Origin of the sequence: Paenibacillus puerhi, from assembly GCF_009846885.1 — a bacterium.
GTDB classification, from domain to species: domain Bacteria; phylum Bacillota; class Bacilli; order Paenibacillales; family NBRC-103111; genus Paenibacillus_G; species Paenibacillus_G puerhi.
On sequence record NZ_WUWM01000002.1, the window covers coordinates 77,765 to 92,736 of the forward strand.

The following is a 14,972-nucleotide window of genomic DNA, read 5'->3' on the forward strand; positions in this document are numbered from 1 at the left end:
TTTGCTTATCCGTTTTTATGGGCTTCCGTCTTATCATTTGGGTTAGCTTTATGCCGACTTAAAGTTTCGAAATATAAGCTACAGCTGGTCCTATCCATTGTACCTTTAACCATAATGGCTGTAATAGTCCATTACTACAAACAAGCTCATTGGTTCGGTCTCCTGCAGCCGATCGCTATGACTTTATGTTATTGGCGGATTTTCAGGTTCCGACTCTTTCACGCTTTTCTGGTAGCCTTAAGTGTTTTTGCCAGTGGAGGACTATCTGAAACATTATTGAATTTGTTCGTTGCCGGGTTTCACTTAGAACGTTCTCTCCTTAACCAGCGAAACGTTCTTGCCATCATGCCTGTTCTGATGACCGGCTTTCATGTCATCCTATATTTCTTGCTTCATAAATTTCGAGTAGGATTTTCTTTTAAAGCACCCTCTCGGTTGCCCCCCATTGCCGAAAATGAATATTCGTGTGATTGGTTGTACGTGAGTATCGGTTTTCTTTGTATTTTACTCTTATTAAATCTTGCCATCTATTTTGCCTTATCTCTATTTGTGCCCTTTATCATCTTGACTATTGTCCATTGGGTCATCTTATTGTATTTTTCTTATCGCAAGGAAATTAAAGATTAATAGGTTAGAGGGATTTAATCATGACGACTACTGAGTATATATTTGCCTATCCTTTTTTATGGTTCGGGTTACTTTCATTAGGGCTAGCCTTATGCAGAATGAAGATGTCCAAACATAAAAAGAGATTGTTGGTTGCCATTATTTTATTAAGCATTATGTCTGTAACCGTCCAGTTTTATGAAAAGGCCTATTTATTCGGGATACTTCAACCCCTAGCTGTAACCCTATGTTTTCGCCTCATTTTCAGGTTGCGCACTTTCCATGCTTTCCTAGTATCATTATTTATCTTTGTCAGCGGTGTTTTATCCGAAATTCTATATAATCACATTATTGCTGGCTTTCATTTTGAACAGGCGCTCTTTTATCAACAAGATGATCTTACCCTTACAAGCAATCTGATGGCTTTGCATCATTTAGGACTATACTTTATACTTCATCGATTTCGGCTTGGCTTTTCATTTATCGCCCCCTCAGCAGAAAATGCATTAAAACAACCTAGCTTCTCAAGAACATGGTTTATATTAGCAATAGGACTATTATTCTTTCTAGGCATGTTCAACATTTCAGTGTACTTTACCAACCACTTATTGTTACCTGTCACAATTTCATTTATGGTTTGTTGGGCAGTCATACTTTTTCTATCCTATCGGAAGGAACTAGAGGATTAATTATTGGAAGGAAGATGAGTCTTGTACTTTTTTTGGCTTTACATGATCTCATTAGCATGTTGGTTTTCTGTCTTCATGATAGGTTTAACAATGTTTCGCGTATCTTTCAAAAATTATATGTCACCTTTGCTGGTTAGTTCTATTTTAATGTCCGGTATCACAACAAGTATCCACTATTTCCATTGGAACGCTTTCACGACATTAATACAAACCTTATGCTTCGCTACATGTCTGTTGGTGTTTTTTAGATTTCGCATTTTGTTCTCAATCGTATTTACGCTGATTAGTAATATTTTTATCATGCTTTTTGAACTACTTTTGTATTTGGTCTGGAGCCTATTAAGTCAATCGGATTTTTTTGAAATGGCAAAAGAAAATGCTATTTTACCAAGTATTTTCATTTGTGGAAACAACATTCTAACTGCAGCTCTATTGCATAAACTACGTTTAGGATTCACTCTTCCGTCAAAATATGTAGACTCACATCTCATAAAACTGGCTACTCCAAAACTTTTATTCTTACTTATAGTAGGAATTTTTAGTGTTTTTTCAATAGCCCTTGCTCTTTATCATTATGTAGATTGGATGTTGCTTAATGTTTTATTTGCTTCCATGCTAATTGCACTCGTTGCATATATTATTCTAAAAAACGAAATGGAACACTGACCCGCTTCAATGCCTGTTGATTTACCAGAACAGAAATAGACTCATAATCAGAATAATCATGAAATCAATCTGTATCATCCATTAAACCGGTAAACTTGGCTAACGAATCCTTGACTACCATTCAATTGTCAACCAAAAAAGGCTTGCTTGCCGGACTCAATATGCAGCAGACCTTGCTACATTATACCAAATAGATTAATTAATCGTTCCCTTTCCACACTGCGGTTGACTATTAGTGAGTCTCTGCTTTTTTGAATCTTGTTCCTATTCACTTTTTCCATTTAATTTTTCATATCTCTAGTTTGTATCCTTTGTCACTTTGAGCATTGTTTGTTAGGCCAAGGAAATCCAAGAATAAAAGTAGAATTAGAGGAATTTATCATGACGACCATTTCGTATATATTGGCCTACCCTTTTTTGTGGGGCGGTTTGCTTTCCGTCGGATTAGCACTATGCAGAATGAGGGCTTCAAGGCATATGATTCAGATGTTGGTAGCCATAATTTTATTAAGCATAATGTCTGTTATTGTTCAGTATTATGAAAAAGCTTATTTATTTGGGATACTTCACCCCATTTCTTTGACTATTTGTTTTCGGATGATTTTTAAATTGCGCCCCTTCCATGCTATTTTGATTTCAGTAATTATTTTTGCTAACGCGGTAATATCCGAAATTCTTTACAATATTCTAACAGCTGGTTTCCATATTGAAACTGCACTATTCTATCAGCAGAATGATTATCTCATTTCATGCCTTTTCATGGCTTTGCATCAATGGTGTCTGTATTATATCCTTCAACGATTTCGTATAGGCTTTTCATTTATAGCACCATCTGCTGGAAACGACTTGAAACGGCTCTCCTTCTCAAGAACATGGTTTATACTGGCACTAGGTCTTTTACTTTTTCTAGGAATGTTCAATCTTTCGGTATATTTTACCAACCACTTGCTACTACCTATCATAATTTCTTTTACAGTATGTTGGACTATTGTACTTTTTCTATCTTATCGAAAGGAATTAGAGGATAATTAGTTGAAAGGAAGAGGAGACTTGTACTATATTGGACTCTACTTGGCCTCATTAGCATGTTGGTACTCTGTCTTCATGCTAGGTCTAACCATGTTTCGCGTATCTTTCAAAAAACATACTTCTCCAATTCTACTCAGTTCTAATTTTATGGCCTGCGTTTCCACAAGCATTCACTTTTTCGATTGGAATGCTTTCACAACAATAATCCAAACCATTTGCTTCGTTGTATGCCTTACCCTACTATTCAGATTTCGTATATTATTTTCAATAATTCTCACACTTATTAGCAATATCTACACTATGCTATTCGAATTGCTGTTGTATCTGAGTTGGAGCAAAATCGGTCAATCTAATTTTGTAGATATAGCAAGAGAGAATGCTATATTACCAAGCCTTTTTATCTGGGTAATTAACATTTGTACTACAGCACTATTATATAAATTTCGCCTTGGGTTCACTCTCCCTTCGAAATATCTAGATAAACATTTTATAAGATTGGCTTCTCCTACATTTGTACTGATACTTACGTCCGGAATTATGGGTGTTTTTTCACTTACTTTTGCTCTTTATCATTACATAGATTGGATGTTACTTAACGTTTTCTTTGTTTCCATGATTGTCGTATTCATTGCCTACCTTTTATACAGAGATGAGTGGGATCATTAACCACTTTTGAATCAAAATGAACAGATAATCGTATTATACATACAACTAAATGTCAATGTAGTTAAAAAAATATAAAAATAATTTTAGAAAAACCTATTTATTTTCCCCATTTACTCTTATAGAATAGACACTATAAGTATATAATATATTGAAGTTCTACTGAATCGGCGAAGGAGGTTCCGAGGAAGTACCCCCTTAGCTTGAATATTAAAGACTTTAAGAATGGATTTACGTTTCCTTTTGAATTTTGAAATTTTGTAGCAAGAAAGAATTCACTTATGTAAGAAGGCTTAAAAATGTATAATCCCCCTAATAGATCTTTACTAATTTGTATTGTTTTTATTATCGCAACATCAATTAGTATGATGTTTTCAAACAAATATGTTATAATTTTCAACCCATTATTTTCAACTTTATTTATTTTTTATTTATGTAGAGAGGAATGGATACGTTATGATTTTAATCTTTTAAAGAATAGAAGTCTCTACGTTTGGGTGTATATTGGATTATCGCTTTGTCTTCCAGTGCAAGCAATAAATTCCTTGATATTTGGTCAAATGAACACTACATCTGAGAATATAAGTCATGAATATATTATAGTTCCTATATATATTATTACAGGTGCCATAATAGAGGAAATTATTTTTAGAAAAATAATATTTATGAACCTCAATAAGTATCTTCCATTTTTTATGAGTGCCTTCATTTCTTCACTAATTTACTCCCTCATGCATCTAAATAATGCTAGATTTATTGGATATCTTGCCGTAGGGTACATTCTCTGTGTTATTTATAAAAAATCTAATACCATATTATCAACGATAATCATACATATTATTCTTAACATTGCGGGACTTATTTCTATCTCTTTGAATGTTTTATATTAAAGACTAATTGTTGACTAATTTCGACAAAATTCTGCTTGAGAAGTAATCGTAAGTATATTAAAATTAGTCCATTGAGCAATATTTTAATATATAAATTTTAAGGAGCCTTTCCATGAGTATATGGATCAAATTACCATTCTTTATTTTTGAATATGCAGCAGCAATTATTTTTACATTATCTGCATTTCGGTTACCCATTAAATTCTATCTTCATAAAATTTTGCTGATTGCCTTGTCCATGTCCTTTGTCTTTATTTACATAAGAGACTTCTTACACCAAACCAGTTTTGCCTTAATTCCGACTCTCATAATAGAAATTATTTTAATAATGATATTTTTTAGGTTACCTTTGATTTTTTCTTTTTTTGTAGGAATAATAGGATTATTAGGCGTTGGGACAGTAGAACTTACCGTTCTTTGGCTAGAAACAAATTTTAATGTTTTCACTTTTGAGCAAACCAGAAATAATAGCGCCTTAGTACAATTCCCTACAGGAGTGCTGTTATTGTTGATTACGTTTTTGCTACAACGCAGAAAAATAGGATTTCATTTTACGGTTCAAGATTCGCTACGCGGCTACAATTTTTATCTATCAGCCGTTCTAATAATTGCTGTTGTCATGTTCCAACTCACAACCCTCTCTCTTACATCTAATTTATTTAACATACTTATTCCGATCATTTTTGGTCTTATAATGGTTACTGCAATCTATCTTTCATATAAACATAATACCAAACTCTGGAAGGAACGCAGAGCACGATTGGAGAAAAGAAAAGGTGAATAAATGAATCCTAACCTCATAGATCGTACTGCTAGGTATCTTGCTATTTCCATTAGAAATAACTACCCGGCAGCTCACTCAGAATCAGTTCTCACCTATTCCTTGATAACACTCATTAACACTCTTTCTGCTATTATTATTTCGTTGATAGTCTCCGTTTTTACGAATCATATATTTGAAACAACTATTACTATAATTGCATTTCTAGCTATTAGGTACGTCAGTGGAGGCATGCATCTTAGTTCCTCTGTACATTGTTCAATATTTTCATCCATAGTAATATTGATTTCTAGCCATATTTTCTTTCAGTATCAAGGCTGGGGACAAATACTGAATTTCATTTCACTAATAATTCTTAGTATAACTGCTCCCAACGGAATAAAAGGAGTAAGTAGGATATCGGAGAGATACTATCCTATTTTAAAGTTAATCTCCTGTATAATTGTTTTATTAAATTTTTGGATTCAATCTCCTTCCCTTTCTATGATATACTTTATTCAGGCAGTACTTACTACTAAAGTTGCATATAGTATTAAAGATTACTTTGAAGGGGGGCATCATACATGAAGACTCGTTTGGCCATCGTTGCGAACTCTATTTTAATGGCACTTGCAACCTTCTTTGTTGGAACAAATTGTTTCTTCTCTCACCGCCCAGAAACTCCCGCTGAACTTCTCAGGAAATAATGTTCGTTATTAAGCCCACGGCTGACAAGTCCTGCTTGTCAGCCGCATCTTCATTTTATGGAGCTGATCTTCAACCATGCAGAAAATTCCGGTTACTCGCGACGGTAAGAGAGGTTCCGAGATACTCGTTATCGATGCCAATGATGTGGTCAAGATCGATCGCATCCGCGAACGCGAAATTATCATTCACACCCAAGACGAGCAGTTTTATCTAGACTTCTCCTTCGACAACTTAGAAGAATGGCTATTTGAGGACGGATTTCGACAGCTGGACAGCGCCAATATCGTCAACATGAATCATGTCAAGGAGTACGACTCCAGGAAGGGTCTACTCTACCTCGGCACCGAACCTAATAAAAGGCCTAAAACCGCATCCGCCGCTCGAATCCACAGAGAACACGTCGATAATGCCCTGCAACTGATCAAAACTGCCCACAACACGGCTACAGACCACAATCCCGAAGTGTACGAAGAACTGTTTTCCCGGATTATTAGCGAGACCAATGATTATCAATTGCTTCGTTCGTACGCGACCATTCGGGCCGTCAACGAGCGCAAGCGCGCTGAAGAGAAGATTCAGCACATGGCCTACCATGATGCACTCACCAATCTGCCTAACCGACTGATGTTCGATGAGAAGCTGAAGGCTTGTTTCTCCGATGCCGAACGGAACGGAAGTGCGATGGCTGTCATTTTCTTCGACCTCGACCGCTTCAAGGTCATTAATGACACGCTCGGACATCACGTAGGCGACCAGCTCCTGCAGCGATTGGCCCAGAAACTGCAAGGCTATGTTCATGATAAAGATATCGTAGCCCGTTTCGGCGGGGACGAATTCATTATATTGCTAACGAATATCGCGCATCCGGATGAGGCTGCCCATTTTGCCGCAGGCATCCCGGAGCTGTTGAAGGAACCTTTCATTATTGAAGGTCAAGAGCTTTTTGTAACTGCCAGTATCGGCATCAGCTTGTATCCTCATGATGGGATCGAAGTGGATACCTTATTGAAGAATGCAGACATCGCCATGTACCGTTCCAAGGAAAAAGGCGGCAATTCCTTTCACTATTATCATCCCGATATGAATAAGCGTTCTATGCACAGGCTGAATCTAGAAATCCATCTCCGTAAAGCGTTGGAACGAAAGGAATTCGCTGTCTACTACCAGCCTATCGTCGATCTGAAGAATGGTTCGGTGTTTGGCATGGAAGCCCTTGTTCGCTGGCATCACCCCGAATGGGGGATGGTGTCCCCAGGAGAATTCATCCCCTTGGCTGAGGAAACAGGGTTGATCGTTCCTATCGGCAACTGGGTGCTCAGGCAGGCCTGCAGACAGAACCGGGAGTGGCAGCGTCTCGGCTATGCTCCGCTTGTCGTGTCCGTGAATATCTCGGCCATTCAATTTCATCAGATGAACTTCGTTCAGATCGTCGTGGATGCTTTGCAAGAATCCGGGCTGGCTCCTGACCTGCTTTGTCTGGAGATCACAGAGAATATAGCCATGAACAACGTCCCTTATATTCTCGATACGATGCATAAGCTGAAGGAGCTTGGGGTCCGCATCTCGATCGATGATTTCGGAACGGGTTACTCTTCGCTCAGTTACCTGAAAAGGTTCCGCGTCCATACGCTCAAGATCGACCAATCGTTTATCCGCGATGTGACCTCAGATGAAGACAATGCGGCTATCGTCACGGCTCTGATCGCGATGAGTCATCGTCTAAAGATCAAGTCTTTGGCGGAAGGCGTTGAGACCCAGGATCAATTGGAGTTCCTGATTTCCCAGGGCTGCGATGAAATTCAGGGCTATGTCTTCAGCAAGCCTATGCCTGCCCGAGAATTCGAGGATTTGATTCAGGAAAACAAGCAATTGTATCTGAATTAGAGAAAAAGGCCCGCCATGTGCAACCTTTTTCTCTTTTTTTCGTTGTATACGTAAAAGCTCTAAACCTGCCTGTTTCAAACAGGCTCATTTTGTGTATAAAGGAAGGAATGGAATCATGTCTTCGAGAGTGCCCGGCAATACCGGGATCCAGGTCAAGCGTGCAGCCTCACAAGCTAAGAAGTCGGCCGTTAAACGCCGTTCCTCCCCCTTACTTACGTTATTTTTCTATACGTTATTTGTTCTCATGCTGTTCGGCATGGCCTTCAGCTGCTGGTTCTTCCTCACGAAGCCCGGGACGGATCTAAGGTTCATGATGGCGGACACGCTGATCACGACCCAGCATCGTCATTGGGCCAAGTATATGATCGGCAGCGCCGAACTCGAGAAGCGCGTTAACCGCTATTGGACACAGTTCGATGCCTATTCCGGTCTCAAGGATAATGAAGATCTGGTCCAAGTGGAGGACAAGCCGACTGTCGTCCTGGAGAAACCGAAGCCCGCTATCGAGATCGAGGATATCCAGGGCACGAACTTCAAGGGCAAGCTTCTGATCGTTCATGATCCTAAGATGCTGCGCATCGCTGTACCCGGTACGGCCGGTAAAGGCGAGAAGGTATCCAGCATGGTCAAGCGGCTCGGAGCCAAGGCCGGGGTCAACGCCGGAGGGTTTGTCGATCCGGAGTGGAAGGGCAACGGCTTCCAGCCGACCGGACTGGTGATGTCCGGGGGGACGATCTATTACAATGACGGCTCGATGAATACGTCCAATCATATCGTAGGGATCGATAAGGACGGCCGGATGGTCGCGGGGAAGTACACGCCTAAGCAGCTTCTGGATATGGGCGTTCAAGAGGCGGTCACCTTCGCCCCGAAATTCATCGTCAACGGAGTCGGGATGATCAAGAATCAGGCCGATGGCTGGGGGATTGCTCCCCGGACGGCTATGGCCCAGAAGGCCGATGGCACGATCATGTTCGCCATCATCGACGGCAGGCAGCCCGCTCATAGCATCGGCGCCACCTTATTCGACATCCAGAAGGTGTTTCTGGAGCATGGCGCCGTCACCGCAGCCAATCTGGACGGCGGCTCTTCCAGCGTGCTTGTCGTGGACGACAAGATTGTAAACAAGCCTTCAAGCGAATATGGGGAAAGATATCTGCCTACAGCCTGGCTTGTGTTCGAGGAACCCGAGAATGTCGAGATTAAGAACATTTGGAAGGGCCTTGATCCGAGCAAGATTGATCCGTCGAAGTGGTAGCAGCAGGCGGCTAGAACCTTGACCGTTATTAAGAGGGGATAACTCATGAAAGAAGGCTATCTGCGGGGTGAAATCGCCAAGAAAGCTAATGTGAACGCGGAAACTCTAAGATATTACGAGAAGCATGGGCTGATCCCCTCTCCAATGCGAACCGACTCGGGCTATCGTCTGTATTCGGAAGAAGTGCTGCATCTTCTTGCTTTTATCAAAAATGCCAAATCTTGCGGATTTACATTGAAGGAAATTAATAAGGCTCTGACCCAATCGGAAGCCTCCCATATCCGTATAGAAGATTTTGTAAACGTGATCGAGCGAAAGATCGACAGCCTCAACCGGGAGATAGCCGCTAGAGAGCGCACGAAGCAGCTCTTGTCCGACTTGAAATCCAGTCTTCAGGCAGCGGAAAAGCATCCCGAGGTGCAAGAGGTTCTGCAGATCTTGAACATAAACTCATAGCTTGACCTTGTACCCGCCTACAGGCTTTATAATGGCCTTATTCAACCTTGTAGGGGGTATTTATTTTGGAAAAAACCAGCCTCGACCAACTGATGGCGATCAAGAGCCACCTCAAGCAAACCAGCCATTACGCTACCCAATCAACGGAGCAGATACGCCAAGATCTCGCCGCTGCAGCCACCCGATTCCCACAGCTTCCCTATACGCGGATCGAACAAACCTCCTTCGGGCAATTAACCGGGGAGTGGGTAAGCGATGCCAGCCGACTGCCAGTAAGCGAAAAGCGGGTCATCCTTTATTTCCATGGCGGGGGATTTATTGCAGGCACTTGCGAATTTTATCGGGACTTGGCGGCAAGAGTTGCCAAAGCCAGCGGCGTCAAGGTACTCACGTTTGAATACCGTCTTGCCCCCGAGCATCGATACCCTGCCGCGAATGAGGATGCAATGCATGTCTACCGTCAGCTATTGGAAGAAGGTTACTCAGCCCGCCACATGGTGTTCGGAGGGGATTCCGTCGGCGCTACACTTGCGCTTATGACCTTACTTACCTTGAGGGACGCGGGTGAAGAGCTTCCGGCAGGTGCTTTTCTCCTTTCTCCGCATACGGATCTGGTGCATCTGGACGGCGAATCGTATCAAAGCCGTGCGGAGCTAGATCCTACGGGAAGTAAGCAGAGCAGCGAGCGGATACTGGCTGATTATTTGGGAGGTTGGTCGGGGGAATTCCCGTCCTTGTTGTCACCTTTACGACTGGAACTAAAGAACCTGCCTCGACTGCTGATTCAAGTAGGCGATCATGAGGTGTTATTGAGCGATGCGATCCGATTGGCAGAGCGAGCCCGAGCGGCAGGCGTTGACGTCTCGCTGGAGGTTTGGGAACAGATGTGGAGCGTATTTCAAGGCTTGGCCTACCTGCTGCCCGAGGCACGGCAGGCCATTGACCATATTGGCCGCTTTGTACAAAGCTGTCTGGACTCGGAGCCTTGTTGACTATGGGAATTTTTATTATCGGTAAACGGAAGTGTAATGAATTCCAAAAAAAGCAACGCAAGACCAGTTTTCTAATCTTGGGCTGCTTTTTTGGAATACGATGACAGTGTATAAGGGATTATTCTTACTTATGTTCATATGTACATAAAATCTAGATTTTTTGCAGATGTCAAAACCTCTTTTTTAGTGACTTGCCTATCTATTTCGAGAAATCCAGAGAAAAACGAAGAACGGCTCTTTCGCTTTTAATGCGAACAGAGCCGTTTTTTTCCATTGTTCCACGGAAGCGAAATCGGCTGCCACGGCTGAATTTAAGGGAATACGAGACTTGATTTGGTTTACATTAGCAGACTAACAATATTTGTTCCAATTACCGATCGCGGTTCGGCACAAACATTTCCACTCACTCCGTCTGCAAGGTTTTTTGCCATTTTTCCGTATTTTCCTTGCAGATAAATTCGAAAAAAATGCTTCAAATCCCTTGTGGATAAAGGGACTTTCTTTGTTCAGCAAGCCCTAGGTAAACCGTGCCCTATGGGTTACTTAAAAGATGTTACTTCTAATATAACTTTAGAATAAGCGCTTGCATCACCTGGGAATGAATCCATAATGTATCTTATTTCACCATTCTTCAATGGCATATTGGACGATTTCCAAGGGAACGTTCCGAGAAGATTATTGTTTTGATCAAAGAACTTTAAAGAAAATTCCAATGTGTGGATTACGTTTGAATTGGATTCCGGATTCACAGACACCATTCCGCCAATTAATGTATGGGATCCATCTTTAGCAACTTTGATAACTCCGACATGGACATTTGGATAATTTTGATCTGTAACATAATCGGATGAAGCCGGAACGTAGTTTATGTTTATTCTTTTTTGATCTTCATCGTAGTTTACGTATGCCCCCAGGTTCTCAGAAATGAACCGAACAGGGACATAAGCGTGGCCATTGTAATTTAAAGTTACATATTCTTCACCTAGGACTTTTACCTGTTCATTAATTTTATAGTCCACTGGGAATAAAAAAGCTTGCAACGTATCAGATGCATATACTGCCGTTGAAGCTGAGATTATCACACCACTAATTAGTCCCATAAAATACTTTCTCATAATTTCCCTCCCTTTATATAATATATAATATCTTCATTATACAACAGTTTTGAATATCGGAAATAATAATTTTCCAGAAAATCATAAAAATGGGCAAAAAAAATATCCAATCCACTAATATTAGTAGATTGGATCGACTTTCAACCATTCATTATAGTTGTACGTTATTCACGACTTCTACCATTGCTGCAAGTTTACGGGTATGCGAAGTAGAGAATACCCCTGGCACGTTCATTTGTGCTGCATTTGCGCCATCCAGAAAAATACCATCTCTCATGTTGGATTCTATGCCTTTGCAAGCAGTTCTAAACTGAGCCGCAGTACATTCAGTTGTGCTTACCACAAGGAATATATTTAATCCGTCATTCCAGAGTAATCCGGAACGGTACCAAGATTGATCGATGACGGGCATTCCTTCATTTTTCGCAGTTGTATGCCAATTGCTAGTAGTATCTTGAAGGTTCATGCTGATCCCACCTTGTGCCCAATACTTATCGCCGTAAGCAACCCAAAGCGTGGCTTCATCACCTTTTTTTGTTACTTGAACGAAATATCCGCGGGTTGTTTTATTCCATACTAGAGTGCCCCTAGATACATCCTGCGTACCACCACTTCCATAATCCGAGAAGGTTCCATTTACTGGAACATTATCATTTACAGCAATAGAATATACATACGGTCCCCCACTATGGCCGCTTACGGGTACATCCTCGAAGAATCCACCATTCATTCCAAGTTTTCCAGATCCCGGTACGCTCTGTCCATTCAAGTAAGTTAACTTAATGTTATTCGGTGAAGTTTTAATAATCTTAAGATCAACACCATTAATTGTTTTCGAACTGTAAACATAGTAAGCCATTTGTCATTACCTCCGTTTTGTTTTTGGGCGGCCGCTTACTATTTAAAGTGAAATATCCCCTAGTTAAAAACAACCATTTATCGAAAATATTATTAAAAAGTTTTACGACCTCTACTAGGATAGGGATACTCAGTAGATTACAAAAAATTGTTTTAATTTCCTATAATTTATTTTTCTTTGCTATAATACAAAAAAAACAACGATTCCCTTTAAATGGTTATTTTCCCAAAAAGAATAGAAGCATATGTTTTATTGGGTTGTTTTTTGAGATTCTAAATTCACTTCAATAATAGAAGGATCCAACATAATAGAGGTGAATTGTGATGGCTCTTACAGAAGTTCAAAGAGGAAGATTTTACGAATATAGCGTTGAGAATCGATCCGTTTTTTCAGATCGTGTTATCCAAGATTTCTTCCAAAAGGAGTTGAACATCGAACTCCTTTTAAAGACACTTGATGGCGATACAGATAGTCAAAAGGAACTAGAAGAGCGGTTTCGAAAACACTTCTTCCGAGTGCGGTTTATTAAATTCATAGTATCAACCATCAAATATTGTACGATTGATCAGACGCGATACAACCAAAAGAACGATACGCGGAATCAACTTATTTTTGATCGCCCTGCCTCGGAAGATGGAGACGGAACGCTCGGTGAATTGCTTTTATGCACTAAAATGAAGCCGGAATCTGAACCCATCTTTTCAGATCCAGTTCAATTCCAAACGTCATTTTCTAACGATGTCCTGGCAAACGCGTTTGCTGCACTCACTCAAAAACAACAACTTATCGCAACTCTATGCTACGCCCTATGTTATCAAGATAATGAAATCGCCAAAATCATCGGTGTATCCCCTCAGGCAGTTTGCAAAACTAGAAATTTGGCATTGCAAAAACTGCGCCTTGCAATGCTCGAGAGGAGGTGACTTCATTGGACAACACTCAATATTTATTTACAGCAGTTAGTCAAGTTGGATTTCCAATCGTACTTACCGGATACCTACTTATTCGCTTTGAAAAAAAGATCGAAACGCTAACCGAAAGCATTTCGAAACTGGCAGATGTCATTATTAAAAAGATGAGTGAGGAAAGCCATGGGAAATGAACTATTCGATTTGGTCCAAAGAGCTCAGAGCGGCGAGAGCGAAGCCATGCAGGAAATTATCTCTTTATTTATGCCAGCAATCCGATGTGCAAGGTCCAAATTTAAAACGGATCGGCAGGATGATCTTGAGCAAAACATTGTCGAGATGATTTTGAAGAAGATAATGACTTACGATTTGAATCAAACTCCTGATTTCTCAGCTTATTGTCGCCAGCTAAACGAATTACGACCCATAAATGGACCGTGGAAGAAGTCAGAATTAGACAAAATCTGGTGCTACAAGATTCTGGACAAGTCAAAAGTTCTACAGCATTAAGATTTACGTGCGGTAACGCCCTTAATCTATACACACGTTAATCCATATGGCACATTCCAATTGGACATGAAGGAAAGACTTCCATTGGAAGGTGAACTTGCATGATTGAAAAACACGTATCTGCAAAAAGAAAGTCCGGGAGCTGAATTTTCAGAACATGATGATCGTGAAAACACTCATGTATACAGGTAGCTATGCTAGGATTACCCGAACTAACAGAAGCGGTTCCATTGTTTCTGAGCACTGCAGGTCATAATGCCATAATGTGATTCATCCCCTTTATCCGGAATACAAGAGAGCCTTGGTTCTCATTCGAGCCATAGGCTTTTTTGTTATCCTAAGAGAGTAGCCCCCCATATTGGGGCTGCTTTTGCTTATTGCAAAATGCACGCACTTTGCCGGCCCTTCTATTTAACGTCCTCGATCCCGATCTTCATCATGCTGCGAATACCGCTCTTGCAAGTTAGCTTGTTCCCGCATTTTTCGTTTAAATTCCTCCTGCTACATCTGATTTCGTTCTTGGTCAATCGCTTTGAAAGCCCGGTCGATAGCCTTAAACGTGCTTTGCAACGCGGACAGATCTTTCTCGATCTTCGGCACTTCGCTAGCTGGTGGCGTTCCACGCTGCTCGGCCCCGATCAGCTGCTCAACAGATTCTTTCATTTTTCCAATAATAGCATTATAATTGATTTATTTGGAACCATATGTTTAATGAGGAGCCTACTAAGTGAAAAAGATTTCCACTTTTTTATGCGGCTGTTTGATAGGCTTGACGGCATATAGTACGAGTCTATGGATTGAATATCTATTTGCTCACTCTGTAAGAATGGCCGCTATACGCCAAGGTGAATTTTCCTATCTACTTACACTGATAACGACGGCTATCCTCATGTCCACGTTCTACAGGCTTTCAGATTTACACATAACTCGAAAAAATCTGTTTGGTTTAACTTTTACGGGGGGAATTAGCTTTATTTTG

17 protein-coding genes are annotated in these 14,972 nt (G+C 40.7%); 14 read left to right on the forward strand and 3 right to left on the reverse strand.

Annotated elements, in window-relative coordinates:
• Positions 1 to 647: 647 nt before the first annotated feature.
• The 11 genes from GSF01_RS02150 to GSF01_RS02200 all read left to right on the forward strand — a co-directional run bounded on the left by GSF01_RS02150 (position 648) and on the right by GSF01_RS02200 (position 10,601).
• Positions 648 to 1,295, forward strand: a complete 648-nt coding sequence (locus GSF01_RS02150) for a hypothetical protein (RefSeq protein WP_159881382.1) — start codon at positions 648 to 650, stop codon at positions 1,293 to 1,295.
• A 363-nt stretch (positions 1,296 to 1,658) separates the two neighbouring features.
• Positions 1,659 to 1,961 (forward strand): hypothetical protein, encoded by a 303-nt coding sequence (locus tag GSF01_RS02155; RefSeq protein WP_159881383.1) that lies wholly within the window; start codon positions 1,659 to 1,661, stop codon positions 1,959 to 1,961.
• A gap of 381 nt (positions 1,962 to 2,342) precedes the next feature.
• Positions 2,343 to 2,993, forward strand: coding sequence for a hypothetical protein (locus GSF01_RS02160; RefSeq protein WP_159881384.1), 651 nt, complete (start codon positions 2,343 to 2,345; stop codon positions 2,991 to 2,993).
• Between the two features lie 1,220 nt (positions 2,994 to 4,213).
• Positions 4,214 to 4,543: a CPBP family intramembrane glutamic endopeptidase gene (locus tag GSF01_RS30285; protein WP_407945737.1), complete on the forward strand. Its 330-nt coding sequence runs from the start codon at positions 4,214 to 4,216 to the stop codon at positions 4,541 to 4,543.
• A 112-nt stretch (positions 4,544 to 4,655) separates the two neighbouring features.
• Positions 4,656 to 5,327 (forward strand): hypothetical protein, encoded by a 672-nt coding sequence (locus GSF01_RS02170; RefSeq protein WP_159881386.1) that lies wholly within the window; start codon positions 4,656 to 4,658, stop codon positions 5,325 to 5,327.
• Positions 5,328 to 5,891: an accessory gene regulator B family protein gene (locus GSF01_RS30290; RefSeq protein ID WP_159881387.1), complete on the forward strand. Its 564-nt coding sequence runs from the start codon at positions 5,328 to 5,330 to the stop codon at positions 5,889 to 5,891.
• A complete protein-coding gene (locus tag GSF01_RS02180; protein ID WP_159881388.1) occupies positions 5,888 to 6,010 on the forward strand; it encodes an AgrD family cyclic lactone autoinducer peptide in 123 nt (40 codons plus the stop codon). The genes GSF01_RS30290 and GSF01_RS02180 overlap by 4 nt, the downstream gene beginning before the upstream one ends.
• Positions 6,011 to 6,086: 76 nt before the next feature.
• The gene (locus GSF01_RS02185; protein ID WP_159881389.1) at positions 6,087 to 7,895 is read left to right on the forward strand and encodes a putative bifunctional diguanylate cyclase/phosphodiesterase; all 1,809 of its coding nucleotides are present in this window, start codon (positions 6,087 to 6,089) and stop codon (positions 7,893 to 7,895) included.
• A gap of 115 nt (positions 7,896 to 8,010) precedes the next feature.
• Positions 8,011 to 9,153: a phosphodiester glycosidase family protein gene (locus GSF01_RS02190; RefSeq protein ID WP_159881390.1), complete on the forward strand. Its 1,143-nt coding sequence runs from the start codon at positions 8,011 to 8,013 to the stop codon at positions 9,151 to 9,153.
• Positions 9,154 to 9,198: 45 nt separating this feature from the next.
• On the forward strand, positions 9,199 to 9,609 hold the full coding sequence (locus GSF01_RS02195) for a MerR family transcriptional regulator (RefSeq protein ID WP_159881391.1): 411 nt from the start codon (positions 9,199 to 9,201) through the stop codon (positions 9,607 to 9,609).
• A gap of 65 nt (positions 9,610 to 9,674) precedes the next feature.
• On the forward strand, positions 9,675 to 10,601 hold the full coding sequence (locus tag GSF01_RS02200; protein ID WP_159881392.1) for an alpha/beta hydrolase: 927 nt from the start codon (positions 9,675 to 9,677) through the stop codon (positions 10,599 to 10,601).
• A 539-nt stretch (positions 10,602 to 11,140) separates the two neighbouring features.
• Here GSF01_RS02200 and GSF01_RS02205 read toward each other — a convergent pair.
• Positions 11,141 to 11,716 carry a stalk domain-containing protein gene (locus tag GSF01_RS02205; RefSeq protein WP_159881393.1) on the reverse strand — a complete coding sequence of 192 codons (576 nt, stop codon included), beginning with the start codon at positions 11,714 to 11,716 and terminating at the stop codon, positions 11,141 to 11,143.
• Between the two features lie 151 nt (positions 11,717 to 11,867).
• Positions 11,868 to 12,575 (reverse strand): hypothetical protein, encoded by a 708-nt coding sequence (locus tag GSF01_RS02210; RefSeq protein ID WP_159881394.1) that lies wholly within the window; start codon positions 12,573 to 12,575, stop codon positions 11,868 to 11,870.
• A 323-nt stretch (positions 12,576 to 12,898) separates the two neighbouring features.
• Here GSF01_RS02210 and GSF01_RS02215 point away from each other — a divergent pair, with 323 nt between their 5' ends.
• Genes GSF01_RS02215 through GSF01_RS02225 form a run of 3 tightly spaced genes read left to right on the forward strand, consistent with a single transcriptional unit; the run spans position 12,899 to position 13,993 of the window.
• Complete coding sequence (locus tag GSF01_RS02215; protein ID WP_159881395.1) at positions 12,899 to 13,498, forward strand: sigma-70 RNA polymerase sigma factor region 4 domain-containing protein; 600 nt, start codon at positions 12,899 to 12,901, stop codon at positions 13,496 to 13,498.
• 5 nt (positions 13,499 to 13,503) lie between these two features.
• A complete protein-coding gene (locus tag GSF01_RS02220) occupies positions 13,504 to 13,677 on the forward strand; it encodes a YvrJ family protein (RefSeq protein ID WP_235941227.1) in 174 nt (57 codons plus the stop codon).
• Entirely contained in the window at positions 13,667 to 13,993 is a 327-nt protein-coding gene (locus GSF01_RS02225) for a helix-turn-helix domain-containing protein (RefSeq protein WP_159881397.1), read from the forward strand. Before GSF01_RS02220 ends, GSF01_RS02225 begins: the two co-directional genes overlap by 11 nt.
• A 501-nt stretch (positions 13,994 to 14,494) precedes the next feature.
• Here the strand turns inward: GSF01_RS02225 and GSF01_RS02230 are convergent.
• Positions 14,495 to 14,656 carry a hypothetical protein gene (locus GSF01_RS02230; RefSeq protein ID WP_159881398.1) on the reverse strand — a complete coding sequence of 54 codons (162 nt, stop codon included), beginning with the start codon at positions 14,654 to 14,656 and terminating at the stop codon, positions 14,495 to 14,497.
• Between the last annotated feature and the right edge of the window lie 316 nt (positions 14,657 to 14,972).

What these genes read in the sequence shown, in the direction of transcription:
- GSF01_RS02150 (WP_159881382.1), top strand. Translation starts at nt 648, where the DNA reads ATGACGACTACTGAGTATATATTTGCCTATCCTTTTTTATGGTTCGGG.
- GSF01_RS02155 (WP_159881383.1), top strand. Translation starts at nt 1,659, where the DNA reads ATGGCAAAAGAAAATGCTATTTTACCAAGTATTTTCATTTGTGGAAAC.
- GSF01_RS02160 (WP_159881384.1), top strand. Translation starts at nt 2,343, where the DNA reads ATGACGACCATTTCGTATATATTGGCCTACCCTTTTTTGTGGGGCGGT.
- GSF01_RS30285 (WP_407945737.1), top strand. Translation starts at nt 4,214, where the DNA reads ATGAACACTACATCTGAGAATATAAGTCATGAATATATTATAGTTCCT.
- GSF01_RS02170 (WP_159881386.1), top strand. Translation starts at nt 4,656, where the DNA reads ATGAGTATATGGATCAAATTACCATTCTTTATTTTTGAATATGCAGCA.
- GSF01_RS30290 (WP_159881387.1), top strand. Translation starts at nt 5,328, where the DNA reads ATGAATCCTAACCTCATAGATCGTACTGCTAGGTATCTTGCTATTTCC.
- GSF01_RS02180 (WP_159881388.1), top strand. Translation starts at nt 5,888, where the DNA reads ATGAAGACTCGTTTGGCCATCGTTGCGAACTCTATTTTAATGGCACTT.
- GSF01_RS02185 (WP_159881389.1), top strand. Translation starts at nt 6,087, where the DNA reads ATGCAGAAAATTCCGGTTACTCGCGACGGTAAGAGAGGTTCCGAGATA.
- GSF01_RS02190 (WP_159881390.1), top strand. Translation starts at nt 8,011, where the DNA reads ATGTCTTCGAGAGTGCCCGGCAATACCGGGATCCAGGTCAAGCGTGCA.
- GSF01_RS02195 (WP_159881391.1), top strand. Translation starts at nt 9,199, where the DNA reads ATGAAAGAAGGCTATCTGCGGGGTGAAATCGCCAAGAAAGCTAATGTG.
- GSF01_RS02205 (WP_159881393.1), bottom strand. Translation starts at nt 11,716, where the DNA reads ATGAGAAAGTATTTTATGGGACTAATTAGTGGTGTGATAATCTCAGCT.
- GSF01_RS02210 (WP_159881394.1), bottom strand. Translation starts at nt 12,575, where the DNA reads ATGGCTTACTATGTTTACAGTTCGAAAACAATTAATGGTGTTGATCTT.
- GSF01_RS02215 (WP_159881395.1), top strand. Translation starts at nt 12,899, where the DNA reads ATGGCTCTTACAGAAGTTCAAAGAGGAAGATTTTACGAATATAGCGTT.
- GSF01_RS02225 (WP_159881397.1), top strand. Translation starts at nt 13,667, where the DNA reads ATGGGAAATGAACTATTCGATTTGGTCCAAAGAGCTCAGAGCGGCGAG.
- GSF01_RS02230 (WP_159881398.1), bottom strand. Translation starts at nt 14,656, where the DNA reads ATGAAAGAATCTGTTGAGCAGCTGATCGGGGCCGAGCAGCGTGGAACG.